Annotated in this window: 17 protein-coding genes and 2 pseudogenes; 4 read left to right on the top strand and 15 right to left on the bottom strand. The window is 47.9% G+C overall.

Annotated elements, in window-relative coordinates; genetic code table 11:
• Positions 1 to 48: 48 nt before the first annotated feature.
• The 7 genes from ACX1DY_RS00195 to ACX1DY_RS00165 are packed head-to-tail and all read right to left on the bottom strand — an operon-like array spanning position 49 to position 8755.
• On the bottom strand, positions 49 to 696 hold the full coding sequence (locus ACX1DY_RS00195) for a response regulator (RefSeq protein ID WP_458962196.1): 648 nt from the start codon (positions 694 to 696) through the stop codon (positions 49 to 51).
• A gap of 7 nt (positions 697 to 703) precedes the next feature.
• Positions 704 to 1768 (bottom strand): sensor histidine kinase, encoded by a 1065-nt coding sequence (locus ACX1DY_RS00190; protein WP_458962800.1) that lies wholly within the window; start codon positions 1766 to 1768, stop codon positions 704 to 706.
• Entirely contained in the window at positions 1768 to 2223 is a 456-nt protein-coding gene (locus tag ACX1DY_RS00185; protein ID WP_458962195.1) for a GAF domain-containing protein, read from the bottom strand. Before ACX1DY_RS00185 ends, ACX1DY_RS00190 begins: the two co-directional genes overlap by 1 nt.
• Positions 2224 to 2274: 51 nt before the next feature.
• The gene (gene narI / locus ACX1DY_RS00180; RefSeq protein WP_458962194.1) at positions 2275 to 2964 is read right to left on the bottom strand and encodes a respiratory nitrate reductase subunit gamma; all 690 of its coding nucleotides are present in this window, start codon (positions 2962 to 2964) and stop codon (positions 2275 to 2277) included.
• Positions 2964 to 3527, bottom strand: a complete 564-nt coding sequence (gene narJ, locus ACX1DY_RS00175; RefSeq protein ID WP_458962193.1) for a nitrate reductase molybdenum cofactor assembly chaperone — start codon at positions 3525 to 3527, stop codon at positions 2964 to 2966. The genes narI and narJ overlap by 1 nt, the downstream gene beginning before the upstream one ends.
• Positions 3520 to 5091 (bottom strand): nitrate reductase subunit beta, encoded by a 1572-nt coding sequence (narH, locus tag ACX1DY_RS00170; RefSeq protein WP_458962192.1) that lies wholly within the window; start codon positions 5089 to 5091, stop codon positions 3520 to 3522. The genes narJ and narH overlap by 8 nt, the downstream gene beginning before the upstream one ends.
• Positions 5081 to 8755 carry a nitrate reductase subunit alpha gene (locus tag ACX1DY_RS00165; RefSeq protein WP_458962191.1) on the bottom strand — a complete coding sequence of 1225 codons (3675 nt, stop codon included), beginning with the start codon at positions 8753 to 8755 and terminating at the stop codon, positions 5081 to 5083. The genes narH and ACX1DY_RS00165 overlap by 11 nt, the downstream gene beginning before the upstream one ends.
• 284 nt (positions 8756 to 9039) lie before the next feature.
• Between ACX1DY_RS00165 and ACX1DY_RS00160 the strand changes: the two genes are divergently transcribed.
• A complete protein-coding gene (locus ACX1DY_RS00160) occupies positions 9040 to 9459 on the top strand; it encodes a hemerythrin domain-containing protein (protein ID WP_458962190.1) in 420 nt (139 codons plus the stop codon).
• 13 nt (positions 9460 to 9472) lie between these two features.
• Here the strand turns inward: ACX1DY_RS00160 and ACX1DY_RS00155 are convergent.
• A pseudogene (locus ACX1DY_RS00155) lies at positions 9473 to 9898 on the bottom strand (RrF2 family transcriptional regulator); the annotation flags it as partial.
• A gap of 152 nt (positions 9899 to 10050) precedes the next feature.
• On the opposite strand from ACX1DY_RS00155, the gene hmpA reads away from it, so the two are divergent.
• Both hmpA and ACX1DY_RS00145 read left to right on the top strand, forming a co-directional pair.
• Positions 10051 to 11232, top strand: a complete 1182-nt coding sequence (gene hmpA / locus ACX1DY_RS00150; protein ID WP_458962799.1) for an NO-inducible flavohemoprotein — start codon at positions 10051 to 10053, stop codon at positions 11230 to 11232.
• Positions 11233 to 11333: 101 nt separating this feature from the next.
• Positions 11334 to 11870, top strand: coding sequence for a flavin reductase family protein (locus ACX1DY_RS00145; RefSeq protein WP_458962189.1), 537 nt, complete (start codon positions 11334 to 11336; stop codon positions 11868 to 11870).
• 46 nt (positions 11871 to 11916) lie between these two features.
• On the opposite strand, the gene ACX1DY_RS00140 is transcribed toward ACX1DY_RS00145, so the two are convergent.
• The 3 genes from ACX1DY_RS00140 to ACX1DY_RS00130 all read right to left on the bottom strand — a co-directional run bounded on the left by ACX1DY_RS00140 (position 11917) and on the right by ACX1DY_RS00130 (position 14451).
• Positions 11917 to 13146: an MFS transporter gene (locus tag ACX1DY_RS00140; protein ID WP_458962188.1), complete on the bottom strand. Its 1230-nt coding sequence runs from the start codon at positions 13144 to 13146 to the stop codon at positions 11917 to 11919.
• A gap of 153 nt (positions 13147 to 13299) precedes the next feature.
• A complete protein-coding gene (locus ACX1DY_RS00135) occupies positions 13300 to 13773 on the bottom strand; it encodes a MarR family transcriptional regulator (RefSeq protein ID WP_458962187.1) in 474 nt (157 codons plus the stop codon).
• Between the two features lie 36 nt (positions 13774 to 13809).
• Positions 13810 to 14451, bottom strand: a complete 642-nt coding sequence (locus ACX1DY_RS00130; protein WP_458962798.1) for a sugar O-acetyltransferase — start codon at positions 14449 to 14451, stop codon at positions 13810 to 13812.
• A 118-nt stretch (positions 14452 to 14569) separates the two neighbouring features.
• Here ACX1DY_RS00130 and ACX1DY_RS00125 point away from each other — a divergent pair, with 118 nt between their 5' ends.
• Positions 14570 to 17680 carry an ATP-binding protein gene (locus tag ACX1DY_RS00125; RefSeq protein ID WP_458962186.1) on the top strand — a complete coding sequence of 1037 codons (3111 nt, stop codon included), beginning with the start codon at positions 14570 to 14572 and terminating at the stop codon, positions 17678 to 17680.
• Between the two features lie 80 nt (positions 17681 to 17760).
• Here ACX1DY_RS00125 and ACX1DY_RS00120 read toward each other — a convergent pair whose 3' ends face one another.
• The 4 genes and pseudogenes from ACX1DY_RS00120 to ACX1DY_RS00105 all read right to left on the bottom strand — a co-directional run bounded on the left by ACX1DY_RS00120 (position 17761) and on the right by ACX1DY_RS00105 (position 20354).
• Positions 17761 to 18861, bottom strand: a complete 1101-nt coding sequence (locus ACX1DY_RS00120) for a polysaccharide deacetylase family protein (protein WP_458962185.1) — start codon at positions 18859 to 18861, stop codon at positions 17761 to 17763.
• 66 nt (positions 18862 to 18927) lie between these two features.
• Positions 18928 to 19288, bottom strand: a pseudogene (locus ACX1DY_RS00115) (carbohydrate-binding protein); the annotation flags it as partial.
• Positions 19289 to 19570: 282 nt separating this feature from the next.
• Positions 19571 to 19942, bottom strand: coding sequence for an MmcQ/YjbR family DNA-binding protein (locus tag ACX1DY_RS00110; protein WP_458962184.1), 372 nt, complete (start codon positions 19940 to 19942; stop codon positions 19571 to 19573).
• 31 nt (positions 19943 to 19973) lie between these two features.
• Positions 19974 to 20354: a MerR family transcriptional regulator gene (locus ACX1DY_RS00105; RefSeq protein WP_458962797.1), complete on the bottom strand. Its 381-nt coding sequence runs from the start codon at positions 20352 to 20354 to the stop codon at positions 19974 to 19976.
• Between the last annotated feature and the right edge of the window lie 71 nt (positions 20355 to 20425).

Here is a 20425-nt window from a genome sequence, read left to right as displayed (position 1 = left end):
CTGTAAATCTGCATAATCCGGCACGCAGTTGCTTCCTCCATTCACTGGCTAGAAATCCAGCATTTTTTTCCTCAAAGCGTATTCAACCAGCTCCGGCCGGCTTTTCAGGTTCAATTTCTCCATGATTTTGGCTTTGTGGGCTTCAACCGTTTTTACGGATATGAACAGCTTTTCCGCGATTTCCTTGTTGCCATAGCCCTTGGCGATGAGCGGCAGAATCTCTAATTCCCGTTTCGAGAGCAGCTCGAAGAGATCTTCTGTAGTGGCGGACTTATCCTTTTTGATGAACTCGCGGACAAGAGAAGTCGCCATTTTGGGATGGATATAGGTTCCGCCTTCGTAGATGGTCCGGATAGCGAGCAGAAGCTCCTCGTCCGGCGCGCTTTTGAGTACATAACCGGAAGCTCCGTTCTTCAGCACATGGAAGAGATATTCTTCATCATCGTGCATCGTCAGAATCAGGATTTTGGTATCCGGGTAGTCCTCTTTAATCTTGCCTGTTGCTATCAGTCCGCTTTCTCCCGGCGGCATGCTCAGGTCCATGATAAGAATATCCGGCCGGAATTTGGCTACCATTGTATAGGCCTCTTTTCCGTCTGCCGCCGCTCCGATCACCTCAATATCATCCTGAAAATTCAGGATCATGGAGAATCCGCTGCGTACTATCGCATGGTCGTCTGCAATGACGATCTTCATCAGAATCTCATTCCTTTCCTTGTGCAAGCCCTACAGGAATTTGTAAAAGAATCCTTGTGCCTCTGTCAATCCCCGAATCCACGCTGAAAGTACCGCCTACCAATTCTGCCCGCTCCTGCATGCCATAGAGTCCAAGCCCGGTCCCGCTGGGTTCGTCTCCCGGATGAAAGCCAACTCCTTCATCCTCGATCAGGAGGCGCAGCACACCGTCTTTTTCGGTAAGGGATACTTTGACCGTATCAACCTGCGCATACTTCAGGGCGTTCAACAAGGCTTCCTGGCAAACCCGGTACATGACCGTTTCGATTTCACTTTCATATCGTTTCTCTGCAAGCTGGGTCTCATATTCGATCATAAGACCGTAGCTTTGCTCCATCCGCTTGAAGTGTGACCGAAAGGCAGCATCCAGTCCTAAATCATCGAGCGCTGCAGGTCTAAGCTCCACAGACAGATTGCGGATATCATTCAGCAGCCGGGTCATCGAAACCTCGGTGTGCTTTACTTTTTTGAGCAACTGCTCGTCATCCGTCATATATTTGAGCACGCGAAGATCAATCACAGCGCTCATTAGCTCCTGGGCCACGCTGTCATGCAGCTCGCGGGAAATACGTTTGCGCTCCTTCTCTTGAGCTTCAATGATATGCTTCATCATTTTGTTCTGATAGAACTTTTCTTGCGTCTTGAATTGTCTGGTTAAATCTCTAAGCATAAATACCCGAATGTCGTTCTCGAAATCTATCGTATGGAAGGAAGCTGCGTAAGGCACAATCCCTTTGTCCTTCGTCTCCAGGTACACCTGATAAGAAGTGAAATCCTCAGAGTCCGGTGTATTGAAATAGCAATTAAGGCATGTGCGCAGCTCCGTCTCACTCGTATACCCCCGGCAAGTTCCGCAGAGGGCCAGGGGATTTCCCTGATACAGCATCTTCAAGATATCCTTGTCTACGATATTCTCGGCAGCCGGATTCATTGCCAGGGCTTTCCCTGCACTGTCAAAAAAGAACATGGCCTCCGTGCTGTTCTCAAACAGCTTCGTCATCAAAGCATTTGGCAGATCCATTCCGGGTTTCATCAATTCAGCAACAAGTCCTTCCCGTTCAAGTCTCCAATTCCTTTACGCGCCACTGCTTCGAGGTCCCGCAGCATATCATCGGTTACCTGCCGTTCTCCCCTGAAGCCGCCGAGAAGCACGCCTGCAACCCGGGCATCATTCCACATGGGTACAGCTACTATGCTGTTCAGATTCTCCATCTTAATTATAGGAAAGGTAAACAATGTATCAGGTTTCACATGTTTTTGCACAGAAGAGAGTAAAAACGGCTTGCCAGTCTTGAATATGATGCCCGCAATCCCTCTTCCGGATTGCAGCACAATCCGTTTGAATCGGTCATTCGTGTTCCCGGAGGCGTATTTCCATCGGATAACATAGTCATATTCTGCCGGTTCAGCAAGGGCCAGTGACAAGAAATCATAACCTAAAGCCTCGCGGATTTGGTCAAGCTCGAGCTGGTAATCCACCTTATTCATCGTCGTTTTCTCTCCTAAATTGAACAGGAAAGAAGATTCACACTGCTTTCCTTAATTCAATTTTTTATTTCTTCTGTATAGAATATAACTTCTGCCTACATAATTCAACGGAACGCTCCAGACATGGACCAGCCGGGTGAACGGCCAGAAGGCAAAGATGGCAAAGCCTGAAAGTATGTGTACCTTGAAGGAAAACGGCACACCTTCCATGAGCGACGGATCGGGTCTGAACATGAACAGGCCCCGGAACCAGACGGAAATGGTCTCCCGGTAATCAAATTCAGGCTGTACGGCATTGGTTACGACTGTTGAATACATCCCCATGAACACGATGAAGAGCAGCAGTGCATTGACAATCAAATCGGAGGCGCTGCTGAGCCGGCGGACGTTCTTGATCGTAAACCGGCGCGAGGTGAGGATAATCATGCCCAGCAGTGTTGCCACGCCAAAAAAGCTGCCAATGTAAACTGCGCCAATGTGGTAGAGATGATCGTTTACACCTACCGCCTCCAGCCACGACTTCGGAACCACGAGACCGCCGATATGGCCGAAAATGACCGGAATGATTCCAAGATGGAATAAGATGCTTCCATATTTAAGCTGCTTCTTCTCGATGAATTCACTGGATTTAGCGGTCCAGTTGAACTGGTCCTTGCGGTAGCGGAAAATATGTCCGACGATAAAGACTGCCAAACAAATGTAAGGGAAAATAACCCATAAGAACTGACCAGACATATTCATTAACTAATGGCCTCCTGCCCTGCACAAGCTTTAAATGTTTCACGGAGTCCCTTCACCAGATGGTAATAGGGACTTTGATTTTTCTCCAGCGCTTTGAGCAGATGGTAGGTGCCATCCTCAAGGATCGCAATCAGCATCCGGAAATTCTCGGGAGCTCCCGGGACTTCAAGCCATTCGGCGGCATACAGAAATTCACACATAAGCGGAAGATAGTCGGGCAATTCGCCTTCCGGCATTTCCAGCCCAAACATTTCGTACAGAAGCTTCAGCTTGGCGAGCATCTGCCCCCTCTCCTTGCCTTCCTCAAATTTAAAAAAGGTCATATACAGCGCGCAGTCTTTCTGGAAATCAAAAGTTGCCGCATAGCTCTCCTGAATCTCCTCCAGACTGAAGGTTTGCATAACTGACCAGTAGGTGTGCACATGGGCATAACCCGGATGCCCGCTGCCGAACGCCTCTTCCAGAAAAGCTGGATGAAAATCCAGCTTCTCCGGGTACATGAGCTGCAGGGCGAAATATCTGAAGGATGTTTTGTAATCGTGCAGTTTGGTCAGATCAATCACGCCAAATCCCTCCGTAGAAGTTTTCTTCATACATTTCCTTACCAGTCTTCATTGCGGTTCCTGTAGAGCTGACCGGCCCGCAGCCGTCACAACCGGAGCCTGAGCCCATATCACCCATGATATTTCCGAATCCGGTGGAGCCTTGCGCACGGTAAGGATTCATATGCTGCTCCTTGTGGGAAGTCGGGATGACAAAACGGTCTTCATATTTGGCGATGGCGAGCAGCCGGTACATCTGCTCCGTCTGCTCTGCGGTCATACCCACACGTTCCAGCCGGCTCAGATCGAACTCCTGCCCTGCGGATTTGGCGCGCATGTAGGAACGCATCATCGCCATCCGCTGCAAGGCTTCTTTTACTGTAACCGTATCCCCTGCAGTCAGCATGTTCGCCAGGTACTGAATCGGCGTCCGCATTTCTTCGATGGCCGGGAAGATCATATCCGGGTTCTTGAGTGAATCTTTGCCTTCAAAATAATTCATGATCGGGCTAAGCGGCGGCACATACCATACCATCGGCAGCGTGCGGTATTCGGGATGAAGCGGGAATGCCAGCTTATGCTCGATGGCAAGCTTGTAGACCGGTGAGTTCTGCGCAGCCTCCAGCCAGTCTTCCGAAATGCCGTCTTTTCTTGCCTGAGCAATCACTTCCGGATCATGCGGATTCATGAACAGATCGCATTGTGCTTTATACAAATCTTTTTCATCAGGCGTTGAAGCCGCGTCAAGAACTTTGTCGGCGTCGTACAGCAGAACGCCTAAATAGCGGATACGGCCGGTACAAGTCTCGGAGCAGACAGTCGGCAAGCCAGCTTCCACGCGCGGGAAGCAGAAGGTGCATTTCTCCGCTTTGTTGGTCTGCCAGTTGAAGTACACCTTCTTGTATGGGCAGCCTGTCATGCAATATCTCCAGCCGCGGCAAGCTTCCTGATCGACAAGCACAATTCCGTCCTCGTCCCGTTTGTACATCGCACCGGAAGGGCAGGATGCTACACAGCTCGGATTAAGGCAATGCTCACAGAGGCGTGGCAGATAAATCATAAAGGATTTCTCAAAGTTGAATTTGATCTCTTCCTCAATCTTCTGGATGTTCGGATCGAGCGGCCCGGTTACATGCGCGCCAGCCAGATCATCTTCCCAGTTCGGCCCCCATTCCAGATCCATCTTCTCGCCTGTCACCGCAGAATGAGCCCGAGCGACCGGAGAATGCTTCTGTTCGCCTGCATTCGTCAGATGCTCGTAGTTGTAAGTCCACGGCTCGTAGTAATCCTTCATTTCCGGCATGTCGGGATTGTAGAAGATTTTTCCGAGTGCGATCTTGGACAGCTTGTTGCCGGATTTCAGTTCCAGCTTTCCTTTGCGGAGCTGCCAGCCGCCCTTGTAAAGCTCCTGGTCTTCCCAACGTTTCGGATACCCGATACCAGGTTTGGTTTCGACGTTATTGAACCACATATATTCCGCGCCTTTGCGGTTTGTCCAGGTCGTCTTGCAGGTCACACTGCATGTGTGGCAGCCGATGCATTTATCCAGGTTCATTACCATTGCTACTTGCGCTTTAATTTTCAAGCCAGTTGACCTCCTTCATTTTGCGCACGGCTACGTAGACATCCCGTTGGTTACCGATGGGACCATAATAATTGAAGCCGTAACTGAGCTGTGCATACCCACCGACCATCTGCGTAGGCTTAAGATGAATTCGGGTAGGCGCATTGTGGCTTCCGCCGCGTGTGTCTGTAATTTCGGAGCCAGGCACTTGAATATGCTTGTCCTGAGCATGGTACATGAACATGGTGCCTCTCGGCATCCGGTGGCTGACGACCGCACGTGCAGTTACGACACCGTTGCGGTTGTATACTTCAAGCCAGTCGTTATCGGAAATGCTGTGTGCTTCCGCATCCTCGTTGTTAATCCACACCGTTGGACCGCCACGGAACAGCGTCAGCATATGCTGATTGTCCTGGTAAGTGGAGTGGATATTCCACTTGCCATGCGGTGTTAAATATCTCAATACAAGCGTATCCAGTCCGCCCTTCACTTCCTTGTCGGAGGTTCCGAAGACCATAGGCGGCAAGGTTGGCTTATAGACAGGCAGCGATTCCCCATACTGGAGGAAGATCTCATGGTCAATATAGAAATGCTGTCTTCCCGTCAGTGTGCGGAAAGGAACGAGACGTTCGATATTCGTTGTGAACGGCGAATAACGGCGTCCTTGCTTGTTCGAGCCGCTGAATACCGGTGTCGGAATCACTTCCCGCGGCTGTGCGGTGATGCTCTGGAAGGTGATTTTCTCTGCTGCCCGGTCCGCCGAAATATCTCTTAGCTCGACGCCCGAATCCTTTTCTGCTTGCGCGTATGCCTTCTGGGATACCCGGCCATTGGTGGCTGAAGACAAATGAAGAATGGTATCTGCTACCTGGCGGGCAGTTTGCAGCTTCGGCAGACCGTTTTTGATGGACTCATCGGTATACACTCCGCTAATCCGCTTCAGCTCCTCATATTCTTCGGCTACGGAGAAGCTGATACCGTGTGCGCCTGCTTTGCCTGTTGCAAGGTTAGGCCCAAGCGAGCTGTATTTGTCATGAATTTTGGTATAGTCGCGCTCCACGATGCTTAGATTTGGCATCGTTTTGCCCGGAATCGCTTCAATTTCTCCCTTGGCCCAGTCTTTGACAAGGCCCATAGGCTGTGAAATTTCACTAATTGAGTCATGGCCCAGCGGTGAGGCAACAAGATCTTTATAGACCCCAGGCAGATGCGATTTCGCCATTTCGGAGAAAACCTCCGCAAGCTGGCGGTAAATATCCCAGTCCGAACGCGATTCCCACAGCGGATTAACTGCCGGGTTGAACGGATGCACAAACGGGTGCATGTCTGTTGACGACAGGTCTGTTTTCTCATACCAGGTAGCCGCAGGCAGAACAATGTCTGCATGTAGCGGTGTTGTAGTCATCCGGAAATCAAGCGCAACCATCAGATCAAGTTTGCCTTCTACATCCTCTCTCCAGATGATTTCCTCCGGCTTCTGCTCTTCGTTCGGCTGGGCAAGCAGCCCATCGGAGGCTCCAAGCAAATGCTTCATGAAATACTCCTGCCCCTTGGCGGAGCTTGAAATCAGGTTCGAGCGCCAGATAAACAGCGAGCGCGGGAAATTCTCTTGTGCGCCGGGGTCTTCAACCGCAAAGCGGGTTGTCCGAGACTTGATCTCTTCCAGGGTGTGGCTGATAATCTCCGGATTGGACTTCTTCCCCTGCTGCGCAGCTTCTTCAGCGAATAGAAGACTGTTCTTATTGAACTGCGGGAAGGAAGGCAGCCAGCCGAGACGTGCAGCCAGCACGTTATAGTCAGCCGGATGCTGATAGGCTACATCCCCGCCGGTCGGCGATTTCAGCGAATCGGTGCCGCTCTCCTCATAACGCCACTGCTCTGTAGCAAAATAGAAAAATGATGTGGCATTTTGCTGCCGGGCTGCGCCTTGCCAGTCCTTGGCGAACGCGACGGTTGACCAGCCTTCGATCGGACGGCATTTCTCCTGGCCGACGTAATGCGCCCAGCCGCCGCCGTTCACGCCTTGGGAAGCAGTCAGAACGACCAGATTCAAGATGGAACGGTAGATGGTATCACTGTTGAACCAGTGGTTGATCCCTGCGCCCATGATAATCATCGAGCGTCCGCCTGTATCTATTGCGTTCTGGGCAAATTCACGGGCAATCTGAACCACGACACTAGGTTTAACACTCGTAATCTTCTCTTGCCATGCAGGCGTGTAATGAGAAGATTGATCATAATAGTCCTTGGCATTTAGCGGGCTGTCTGTACGTGCGATGCCATACTGGCTCATCATCAAGTCATAGACAGTGGCAACAAGCCGCTCTGTACCGTCTGCCAGCCGTACTTTTTTGACCGGAATCATCCGTTTAAAAGTGCCATTTCCCGAATTATCGAAGTACGGGAACACGATTTCTGTCCACTCTTCGCCGTGGCCTTCAATGCTCAGCGCCGGCTCCACTTTGCTTCCATCTTCCCGCTCAAGAATCAGGTTCCAGTCCTTGCCTTGCTCCCAGCGTTGACCCATGGTCCCATTAGGAACAATCATTTCGCCGGCTGACTCGTCAAAAATAACAGGCTTCCAGTCGGAATGCTCCGAGGCATCGCCGAGATCGCTTGACCGGAGGAAACGGCCGCCTTTGAGCGCATCTTCGTGCGGGTCCAGCAGAATCAGAAAAGGCATGTCGGTATATTGCTTGGCATAATTGAGGAACATCGGTTCCTGACGTTCCTTGTAGAACTCATTCAGGATTACATGTGTCATAGCCTGGGCGACTGCGGCATCCGTGCCGGGATTTGGCGCCAGCCAGTTGTCGGCAAATTTGACGTTCTCCGCAAGGTCCGGTGCCACCGACACGACTTTGGTGCCTTTATAGCGTACTTCCGTCATAAAGTGTGCATCCGGTGTCCGGGTTAGCGGCACATTGGACCCCCACATGATCAGGTAGCCTGCATTGTACCAGTCGGAAGATTCAGGAACATCCGTCTGCTCACCCCAAATTTGTGGAGAAGCCGGAGGAAGATCAGCGTACCAGTCATAGAAGCTAAGCATTTGTCCGCCCAGAAGCGAGATAAAACGTGCGCCTGAAGCATAACTGATCATAGACATTGCCGGAATCGGAGTGAAGCCGGCGATCCGGTCGGGACCGTATTTTCTGATCGTATAGATGAGCTGTGCTGAAATAAGGTGCAGTACATCGTCCCATGCTACACGAATATGACCGCCTTTGCCGCGGGCCTTCTTGTACTGGCTAGCTTTCTCTGGATCTTCTACAATGCTGGCCCAGGCGTCAATGTAATTGTCGTGCTGGGACAAGGCTGTCTGCCATAACCGCCACAGCTTCCCGCGAATATAGGGGAATTTCACCCGCAGAGGACTGTACTCGTACCATGAAAAGGTGGCTCCGCGAGGACAGCCGCGCGGCTCAAACTCAGGCATATCCGGTCCGCAGGAAGGATAATCAATCTGCTGGTTCTCCCAGGTAATGATGCCGTTCTTCACAAATACCTTCCAGCTGCAGGAGCCTGTGCAATTGACTCCGTGTGTGGTGCGGACTACTTTATCATGTGACCAGCGCTGGCGGTACATGTTCTCCCAATCCCGGTTTTTCTCTTCGAGAATGGACCAGTTCCTGGAATAGCTTTCGATCGGTTTAAAAAAGTTAAGACCGTATTTTTTCTTCATTGAGACGAACACTCCTTTGTAGCATTCAATTAATACCATTATGTATCTAAGGCGCCATACTTCCCATTAGGGAATGTCCTATTGAGCAGCGGGAATTCCCTTGATCTTAGTCGCAGCAAAAAAGCCTTCCTCTCTTTGAGGAAAGCTGGTCTCGAGCGATGCCGATCCGCGGCAATATGATCCTGTCAGGGACTTCCCTCTTTTATATCGGGTAGAAGCCTTACCGGGAATTTCACTACTTTCTTGTGTGCTATACTGAACAAAAAACGAGAGGATGAAGCTATATGTCAGGACCTTCATTACGCCAATTGCACGCCCATCATGCGATTCATCAGGGAGGGCTATCCGGTGCTGCAGCCAAAACCGAAGAGATAGAAGAGCTTCTGAAAGCGAAGGAATTCGAGGTGGCGCGTCAAGCTGCCGACTATTTGATTGAATACTGGAAAACGCGGATTCTTAGTCACGCCGATGCTGAAGAAGAAGGCTTCTATCAGGAAATAGCCGAGAAGAAACCTCACCTTCAAGAGGCAATTACCCGTCTTACACGCGATCATGAGCTTTTGAGAACCATAGTAAACGATGTTAAGACATCTCTTGGTACTGAAGGCCTTACTCCTGCGGTGATTCGGCAGTTCTACGCGCTGCTGGTTCTGAACTCCGTTCATAGCCGGGATGAAGAACGTCTGTTGTTTGGGGAGTCATAATCCTATCCTGCTGCAGAACAGCCCGCAAGTCATCTTTGTTGCTTAATAAATCTTGCAGGGTATATTCATCCAGCACCTGCAGATAGGCTTGAAGCGCTTTGCCAAGCGCTCCTTTAAGTCCACACACCGGGGAGATCGGACAACTGCCGCCTGAGGGGTTGAAGCATTCGACAAGATAGAAATCGTCCTCCATCCGGCGCACGACCTCCCCGATATTAATCTCTTCAGGTGCAAGGGCAAGCCGTACCCCTCCTCCCCGCCCTCTTACCGTTTCAATATATCCCGCCTTGCCTAGTTCGTGCGAGACCTTCATCAAATGGTTTTTGGAGATATGGTATGCGTTCGAAATGTCTTGTATGGTTGATAATTCAGATAGCTCTTTGGCTCCAAGATACAGGAGAATTCGTAAAGAAAAATCCGTGTATAACGTAAGTCTCATGTTTTTCTCCAATCGACATGCATAGTAAGTGATATTTATTACAAATGATATCACATAAATTGTCCAAATTGTTAAAGTGGTATTTTAGATATATCTTTTAATTTAAAATCAGTATATATTAATTTTGTACTAATTGAGAGGAGTGGATCGTTATTTTATCACAGCAAACCAGGGACATTGTCAAATCCACAGCACCCGTCTTGGCAGAACATGGCACAACCATTACATCGGTGTTTTACCGGAATATGTTCGCCGCCCATCCTGAGCTACTTAATGTATTTAACCATGCCAACCAGGCACAAGGCCGCCAGCAGGCAGCACTTGCGAATGCAGTGTATGCAGCGGCAGTCCACATTGACAACCTCGAGAATATTTTGCCTGCAGTTGTTCAGATCGCACACAAGCATGTCAGCCTTGGCATTAAACCGGAGCAATACCCGATCGTCGGCGAATTTTTGCTGAAAGCGATTAAGGAAGTGCTGGGCGATGCGGCAACGGATGACATTCTTAAGGCTTGGGAAGAAGCTTACGGGGTCATCGCGGCTGCCTTTATCGGCGTTGAAGACAGCATGTATAAGGAAGCGCGGGAGCAGGACAATGGATGGAACTTCTTCAAGCCGTTCACTGTTGTGCACAAGGTGCAAGAAAGCGACAATATTACATCGTTTTATTTAAAACCGTCAGATGGCTCCAATGTGCCTGACTACAAGCCAGGCCAGTATATCTCTGTGCGTGTCTTGATCCCGGGCGAGAAATACACGATGATCCGCCAGTACAGCCTTTCACAAGCGCCAAAAGCAGATGAATTCCGCATTTCCGTAAAACGCGAAGCAGATAATGATCCAAACGGCGTTGTCTCGCTTTATCTTCATGAGCAGGTGGCTGAAAGAGATACTGTTGAAGTTAGCGCTCCAGCCGGTGAATTTTTGCTTGATGCTTCCAAAACAACACCGGTAGCCTTTATCTCTGGTGGCGTAGGCATAACGCCGATGATGAGTATGCTCGAAACCGTGTCGTCAACCACGCCGGACCGGCCGACTGTATTTCTGCATTCTGCGCGGAATGAAGCGCTCTCTGCTTTCGGTGCGGATATCGAGAAATATGCTGCGGCCATGAGCAACGTCAAGACCAAAACCTTCTATTCCAGCGGTCCCGATGGCGTGATTACAGGCGAAGTCCTGAAAGAGTATGTGGACATTTCCGGTGATGCGTATGTTTGCGGTCCGGTACCTTTTATGGAAGCCATGATCCGGGAATTACACGCCCTAGGAATGAAGGAAGAACAAATCCACTATGAGTTTTTTGGCCCGTCCTTGCAACTGGATAGCAACTAGGCATGTGCGTCAAATCACTCAGGCTCCTTACCCGCTGCGTTATGCTTTCTGTATTGAAACTGCCACTTGATGGTAAGTAAGATTATCAGGAGGATTGCATAATGGATAAGGTAGCTGTGGATTATGAGAAAATGTATTACGGATTTCCGGTGATTTTGGTGAGCTTTTACGATACCGATGGACGTCCGAATGTAACTACAATCTCTTCTTCGTATACGTTGAAGGATATGGTGGTTCTTGGCTTCAGCAGCAAGGGATATGCTGTCAATCAGATTAAAGCGGTTCGTGATTTCATCGTCAATGTGCCTGACCGTTCTCTGGTAGAAGCAATCAGCTATTGCGGAGCGCATTCCGGATATGATCTGAACAAATTTGACAACATCAATCTAACGCATGTTCAATCGCAGGCCGTTAATGCTCCTATGATCCGGGAATGTCCAATCGCCATTGAATGTACGCTCACGGATGTAATCGAACATGACGAGTTCAAGGGGATTACTAACATACTGGCTAAGATCAAGGGCAGATATGTTGCAAAAGAGTACCTGAACGATGAAAACGGATTGGATTCCTCCAAATTTGACCATGTTCTCTATATCGGGGATGGCCGCCAAAAGAGCTTTAGATATTTGCAGTAGACAAATAGGGTTTCAGAGCTTATCCCTAAGTTCTGAAGCCCTATTATTATGATAGCGTCCTCTTATATAAAACTGGTATTGCCGCTGTTATAAGAATCATTCCCATAAAAGCAGGTGCCGCTGACCCAAGCGATACATAGATTTGACCTCCGATGATCGGACCGATCATTCTTGCTAGAGCCTGAATAGATTGGCTGCCCCCTTGAATCCTTCCTTGTTCACTAGAATCGACAGACTTGGATAGCATCCCATTGAATGATGGCCCAAAGATCGAATCACCAAACCCAAATACAAACATTCCAGCGATAAAAAGCGGATAGAATGAGAACAACGCAGATAGCGCAATAAGACTGTAGCCTATAATCTCCGAGGCCATTCCAAGAATTGCTATTTGTGTATCACTAAGTCTCTTCAAAAGCTTTGGCATGATGAAACCTTGTGAGACGATGTCTTGGACGCCCATAATTGAGAATATAAGTCCGATTAGAGCAGGCTTCCAACTGAAGGTATCCAGTGTAAATTGTGATAAAACTGACTGTAAAGATCCGCCCGGTATCCAAAGCAAGAAGGCTGAGATAAGCAGCCTTTTTAAGCTTTTCATGGACAGCAGGTTTGCAAGCTGTGAAAATGGATTCAGTCTTACCAAGGGAATCTCTTTCAGTCTACTATTCTTGTCTAGGCTCTCAGGCATAAAAAAGTATCCATACACAACATTCAATAAAGTTATTGATGCTCCAAAATACATGGGTACAGCATAACCAAACTTGGCAAGCAATCCGCCTAGAGTCGGGCCAATGACGGTGCCTACACCTACAACCGCACTCACCCACCCAAAGTATTTGGTTCTCTGCTCTGGAGGAATGATGTCTGCAAAATATGCGAAGATCGTGCTTATGCTCCCGCCTGTTATACCTTCTATTATGCGCCCGGCAAATAGCACCCATAGAGCTCCTCCTATGCCGAAAACCAAGTACCCGATTGCGGAACCTAAAAGGCATACTAAGAGCAATGGACGACGGCCATATTTGTCGCTCAAAGCTCCAAGTACGGGGGCCGCAAAAAACACACAGACTGCATAAGATGAGGTCAGCAGCGTAACAACTATAGCTTGTTCTCCCGGACTGCTGATATAAGGCTGCACTAAGAATGGAACGACAGGTGCTATGATGCTGAAGCCTATTCCGCAAAGAAATACAGAGATAAGACCGAAGATTAAAGCGTGTGTATCTACGGTTTGTTCTGTGTTCTGTTCATGGTGTGATCTGAATTTAGTCATTTAATTCTCCTTCGAAAGTACGGTTTTGTTTCCTTGGAAACACAATTATCGTATCTTTATTTTGTTTCCTTGTCAACAAAATAATAGCAATAAAAATGCAGCCAGTTCTCAATAGAGTCCGGCTGCCTGTGGTTTCATTTTCATTATTCAAATTTATTCCGGCTTAATATCTGCACCCAGCTTCTTTATTTCTGCATCCAAATGCCTGCTATACTTATCCAGGAAGCTAAGCATACTGTCAAATTGTTCATCGGTGACCTGCTCAAATACGGCCTTATCCCGCTCTTGAAATTCCTTGTGCAGGTCCTCATGGATTTTATAAATGACTTTCCCTTGCTTAGTAAGCCTAAAATAGATTTCTTTCTTGTTATCCGGCTTCTGGTAGCTCTCGATAAGGCCTTTATTTATGAGCTTCTTAGTTAGTTTACTTATGGCACCGCGGGTCATATAAAAGGATTCCGCAAGGTTTGTCACGTTGGAATCTGCATTTTTTTCAATGTATTCGATGCAATGTACTTCAGAAGACTTATAGCCCTTAAGACTGTCTTCCATCTTATCCTTATTAAGCCAAACCATCTTGTTATACAAGTCCCTGAAACCCATTAAGACCTGATCTTCTTTGTTCATGGCCTGTCCTCCCACCCGCTCATGCAGCGACTAGTCTTAATTATAGCTTTTCTTTGCTTGTTCGGGTAAATTGTATACGAAATCGGCTTTTCCATCCCTTGGGTATTTATCCTTATCCGCCTCGGTAATTTCCCTAATCACCCGGCATGGGTTGCCGGCGGCTATAACCCCTGAAGGAATGTCTCTGGTCACTACGCTCCCAGCCCCGATAACCGTATTGTCCCCTATGCTGACTCCCGGAAGAACAGACACTCCCCCGCCAATCCATACATTATTCCCTACCGTGATGGGATAAGCAATTTCCAAGCCCTGATTGCGTTGTTCTGCATCCAGTGGATGTCCGGCAGTGTAGAATCCAACATTCGGTGCAATAAACACATTGTCCCCAAAGGTAACTTTAGCCGCATCCAGCATGACACAATTATGATTACAGTAGAAGTTCTCACCAATTTCAATATTATATCCCTGGTCGCATAGAAAGGGTTGCTCAATCAGAAACTTTGTTCCGGTCTTTGCAAAAAGTTCTCTGATCATAGCCTCTCTCTCTGCTATTCTGCTTGGACGAAGGTGGTTATAGTCATAACACAGCTCTTTGGCCTGAAGACGTTCTTCCACCAGTTGTTTATCATTATTATTGTCGTACAGCAACCCTTTTTGAGCCTTTTCTTTCTCAGTCATTGCCATTGCAAAAATCTCCTTCGATTGTAAAGGTGTAGTGTTCAATCAGTTTATCCGAATACCTTGATAGGCGCAACGTCAAGCGCATTTTGCCTCTTTGGAGGGAAATTGCAATGCCATGTCGAATGATAGAACCATTATGAAGAAAACGAAAATATGGATTATATGTACAATATTTATGGTCGTCTTGACTGCGCTGCGTTATGAATGGTTGCAATATACGCTGGCTGCAAACTATCCTGTCGCGGAACGGGGGGTGCTGGATCTGCGGGGATGGGAATCTCTAAGCAAACATTCTTTGCCGCTGAATGGCGAGTGGGAATTTTATCCTGGTGTGCTTCCCTTCGAGAATGGCAGTTCAATGTCTGGGCTTCAATCACCGAAGCAATGGGTCCAGGTTCCGGGCAGCTTGAATTTCAAAAAGGGTTCATCTGGCAAAGGAGAGCATGGCTCCGGCACTTACCGCTTGAGGATTCTTGTGGACCCGGACAAGGGAGAGTCTTACGGCGTCCACATCACGAGGATAAAAAGTGCATCAGAAGTATACATAAACCGTAAGCTGCTCGGACACTCAGGACAGCCGGGACTGACCAAGGACAGCTATTCACCGCTGGAAAAACCGTATACGATGTATTTTACATTAAAAAATGAGAGAGAAATTGAACTTATCATACAGGTCGCTAATTTCGACAGCATTCGTGGCAGCGGGATTGTTCGTTCCGCTACCTTCGGACTGGAAAATGTACTTAGAAAAGACATGGAATTAGAAGAAAATGTACTCTGGATTGCTTGTGTGGCTTATGCTCTTCATGCCCTTTACGGATTTTTATTATATATATTAGGAGTGCGGAATAAGCAACTGCTGTCCTTTTCTATGATGGTGGTTTGTGTCATTTTCGCTACGCTGCTAACCGATGTACGGCTATTGTATAAATGGCTTCCCTTTTCCTACGTCTGGGGATACAAAATTATTTATATCGTTATGCTGTCAGGCGCGTTTTTTTTGCACCAATTGATTAAGGACAAGTTCCCTGGATGGTTGCCGCCCCGGGCGGTTCGAGTCTACAATTTCCTGTGCGGCATTGCGATTGTGGCGGTATGTCTTCTGCCTTTACGTATTGTACAGGGGTATGAAGCCCTGTTCTTTGCGCTAATGTTCATTCCTTGTCTGCTTATGCCCTATGTGATGTACAGATCAACTGTCAAGCAGGTGTCGGAAAATATTTATCTGCTCCTCGCGGCTCTCGCTGCGGTTAGCAGTATGATTTGGCTGATTATTTACGAAAAAGCTCGCATGGAGGTTCCCTCATATCCCTTCGACCTAATTATAGCGATGATTTGTATTACAGTCTTTTGGTTCAAGCGTTTTATCGGGGTGTCACGGGACGCTCAGAAGCTCGCAGGTATACTGCAAAAGGCGGACAAGCAGAAAGACGAGTTTCTTTTTACAGTCGCCCACGAACTGCGCAATCCGCTGCACGGGATGATTAACCTTTCACAGTCGGTTGCCGATAGAGAACAGAATAAACTGGGGGTTAACAGCGCTAATGACCTGCACCTGCTGGTCAACGTTGGCCGCCGCATGTCTTATATGCTGAATGATTTGCTGGATATGGCCCGGCTGAAGGAAAATCAGATTCATTTGCACTTTGAGGCTGTCTCCGTTCATGGCGTTGCTTCCAGCGTGCTTGATATGCTTCGTTTTATGACAGAGGGCAAGCCGATTCAGCTGGTCAACCGCATTCCGGCGGATTTCCCTTCAGTATTTGCTGATGAGTATAGATTGAATCAAATTCTGTTCAACCTTGTACATAACGCAATTAAGTACTCCGAAGCGGGCGAGATATCGGTGAATGCCGAAGTGAAAGCCGGACGGGCAAGCATATCGGTTGCAGATACGGGGATTGGGATGGATTCAGAGACAATGAGCAGAGTCTTCGAAGCGTATGTTCAGGCACCTTTGGATTCAGCTTCGCCAATGGGAGGCGTTGGCCTGGGGCTTAATATATGTAAGCAGCTGGTTGAAATGCATGGGGGAACCATAGGGGTACGGTCGGAGACCAATGTAGGCTCTATTTTTACCTTCACAATAAGACTTGATTATGACGCGGCTGATGAAAAGCTCACTGCACCGCAGCCTGAATTTCCATATGAAACTGCTGCAAGCAGTGAGGCTATAGCTACTTTAAATGAGTCCCCTTCTGACATGGAGCTAAACCTCACTTCGTCTCCTGACAGGATGCGGCTGATGGTTGTAGACGATGATCCGGTTAATCTTAATGTGCTTAGAGCAATTTTTGCGAATGAGCCCTATGACCTCTTTTCGGCTGTCAACGGTGTAGAAGCACTGGCACTGCTGGAAAAAGGCGAATGGGACATCATTATTTCGGATGTAACCATGCCGATCATGTCCGGGTACGAACTGACGGCGCGAATTCGTGAACGTTATTCTATTGCAGAGCTTCCAGTCCTTCTTTTGACGGCAAGTGACCGGGATAAGGATATTGAGGCGGGATTCCGGTCCGGGGCAAATGACTACGTAACCAAACCGGTGAATGCTACGGAGCTGAAATCCAGGGTAAGGTCGCTGACCAATCTCAAAAAATCGGTAAACGAAATCTTGCGTATGGAAGCTGCTTTGCTGCAGGCACAAATCAAACCTCATTTCTTAATCAATACGTTTAACGCAGTATCTGCACTCAGCAAGATTGATCCAATCAAAATGGATGATTTAATTGATGAGCTGACCAACTATTTCAGGCTTAGCATAGATTTTCGAAATTCGGACCGCCTGATCACGCTTGACCGGGAGCTTAGCCTCATTCGTTCCTATCTGTATATCCAGCAGAAGCGGTTCGAGGACCGGCTTCAGGTTGTATGGGAGCTTGAAGATAATATACAAGTCCGCATCCCTCCACTGACAATTCAGCCGCTTGTAGAAAATGCGGTAACTCATGGCCTTTTAAAGAGGTCTGCGGGTGGTGAAGTCCGAATTAGAGTAGCCGATATTGGCCGGGCTGTCGAGATTTCTGTTTCCGATAACGGGATTGGGATGGATGAAGAAACGATGAACCATATTCTGGATATTAAAGCAAACGGAAGAACGGGGATTGGTCTGCTGAATACCGACAGGCGGTTAAAACGCTTTTGCGGCAGTGCGCTGAGAGTGCAGAGCATTGCCAATTCGGGGACTGTAGTTTCATTCCGAGTGCAGAAAGAACGCTTATAGCAAATTTACGCAGCACAACAGCCGGGGCGATCCCGGCTGTTTTAGCTTTTCGCTCACTGAAGCGTTAATCAGACCAACACTCAGTTGATCTCCAAATAATCAAGGTACGCATCCCATGTTCCATCATCTGCCGTAACAACAAGCTCAATCTCTTGATTTCCGGTTCCATGACTGACATTGGTTAGAGTATAGACCGCAGGACTGCTTCCGCCGAAGTAGAAGGTACCTTTCGTCACACCACCGATCTTCAAATCGACTCTGGCCATATTAGAGTTATTTGAAGCCCCGCGTAGTGAAAAATTATGGGTACCGCTCCCGAAATACTGCGTGTATTTCACCGAGTCATTATTGGCATATAAAGCAGCTCCGTTGAACGGCGAGCTGATATTCGAGGTGTACTGACCGCCTTTAGTCATATTCTCTGCTTCCATTTTCGTGCCTGTGCTTGGACCTGGAGTTGGAGTAGGTGTAGGAGTTGTACCACCGCCTCCGCCGTCAGGCGCGACGGCCCGACCTGTGCTCGGCGAGATCATGCCTGAGCACATCCCACGGCTCTTGAGGTTCTGCGCGATCTGCGGAATCGCTTGGAGCGTAGTCTGGTATTGGTCATGCATCAGAATTACATCGCCGTTTTGCAGCCTGCCCGCAGCGGCTACGATCTGGGCGGTGGTGGCGCCGTTCCAGTCCTGGGAGTCAACGTTCCAGAGAACTTCGGTAAGACCATTTTGGGCCTCAAGGGACTTTAGCACTCCGTTGGTCTCGCCATACGGCGGACGAAACAGCTTCGGAGCCGTTCCGGTAATCGACTGGATCGCCTGCTGAGTCCGCGTGATTTCCGACGACATCTGCGAGCTGCTCAATGTAGTCATGTGAGGATGCGTATAGGAGTGATTGCCGACCCACATGCCTGCGGCCACTTGGTCCCGCACCAGAGACGGGTTATTCTGCACGTTTTGCCCGAGGTTGAACATCGTTGCGCGCAGCCCTGACTGCTTCAGCGCATTAAGTAGATTTGTCGTATTACTGGGATTCGGGCCATCGTCGAATGTCAGGCCTACGTAGCCCATAGAGCAGCTGGCATCGGCAGCATTCGCGACAGGCCTCGCCGGATTAGAGAATGAGAACAAAGTACCGAATAGTACCAGGGCCACGGCCCCCTTTATTACTTTTGAAGTGAACATAATAGTATCTCCTCACATATGAAAATGCTAAAATGGTCGTTCGCTTATCCTGACCCCTTCATTTAATTAATTGATCTCCAAATAATCAAGGTACGCATCCCATGTTCCGTCATCTGCTGTTACCACAAGCTCAATCTCTTGATTTCCGGTTCCATGACTGACATTGGACAAGGTATAGACCGCAGGATTGCTCCCGCCGAAGTAGAAGGTACCTTTCGTCACACCACCGATCTTCAAATCGACTCTGGCCATATTAGAGTTATTTGAGGCCCCGCGAAGTGAAAAATTATGGGTACCGCTCCCGAAATACTGCGTGTATTTCACCGAGTCATTGTTAGCATATAAAGCGGCTCCGCTGAACGGCGAGCTGATATTCGAGGTGTACTGGCCGCCTTTAGTCATATTTTGCTTCAATTTTCGTACCTGTAACAAATTAAAATCGCCCAGGCTAACCTCATTCTTTTTGCTTTCATTTGAAATTCCTCCCATAAATATTATTGAAAGCGATTACATTTAATATGTTACCATAACTCCTTTATAATTTATCTGCACAAATTTAAGGTTTTACTTTGGAAATTTTAGTATTTTTATGCTTGCTCTCTCTGCACACAATAAAAGAAAAGAACCTACCTTTAATTAGGCAGGTTACTTGTTGAACAAATTAAGTCTATTTAATTCTGAAAACGAACGGATGTGTCACATAAGACTGTTAATTATTTTCCAGTATCGACTCCCGTAGGCTTTTGGAAAGACTTTTAACAACCAAGTTATAAGAGTGGTCGATCATAAAAAAGATATCAGCCTCTGGCACAGAGCCGTCAAGGGTGACGGAGTTCCAGTGTTTTTTGTTCATGTGGTAGCCTGGCCGAACTTTATCATGCTGCTCTCTCAAGTTATCTGCGATTACCGGGTCGCACTTTAGGTTGATGATTGTATGCTTCTCTAAATTCTCAAAAATAAGAGCGAACATTTTACCTTCGATTCTGATCACCAATGGATCAGGCCCAAAAGGATAATCCTTAGCCGCTCCCTTTTTCTTTAAACAGAATTCTATTATATTTTCTTTCGCAATGTCCTTCATATAAGCAACGCTCCTACTTTACCTTTAGAATTCACGATCTGCTAAGTGTTTTTTCCTTTTCACCTATAGTCTGCTCATACCGTGTGATTTTAGTTTCCAAACGTTCCAGCGTTTTTTTCATAACTTCCATTCTTGAGATGAGCTGTTTACGTTCTTCTATCAAAAGGTCTTTTCGTGCCTCGGCAGTTTCATCACCCTGCTGCAGCAGCTCAAGGTACTCTATCAGTACTTCAATCGAAAGACCGGCATTTCGCATGCATATGATGAACTCAACCCAGTTGCAGTCTTCTTCAGAATACTCTCTATTGCCGCTTTTATTGCGATTCACGTGAGGAATCAGTCCAATCCGTTCATAATAACGGAGGGTATCCTGTGAAATATTGAATCTCTCGCTTACTTGCTTTATCGCCATCGCCATATTCACTCACCGCCTAATACCGTATTGTTCACAACTACATAGAGAAGTGTACAGTCTGGAGTTAA

The organism is Paenibacillus sp. BAC0078 (assembly GCF_054483875.1).
Note: the sequence above shows the minus strand (reverse complement) of the source record. Positions and strands in the feature narration are given on the sequence as shown.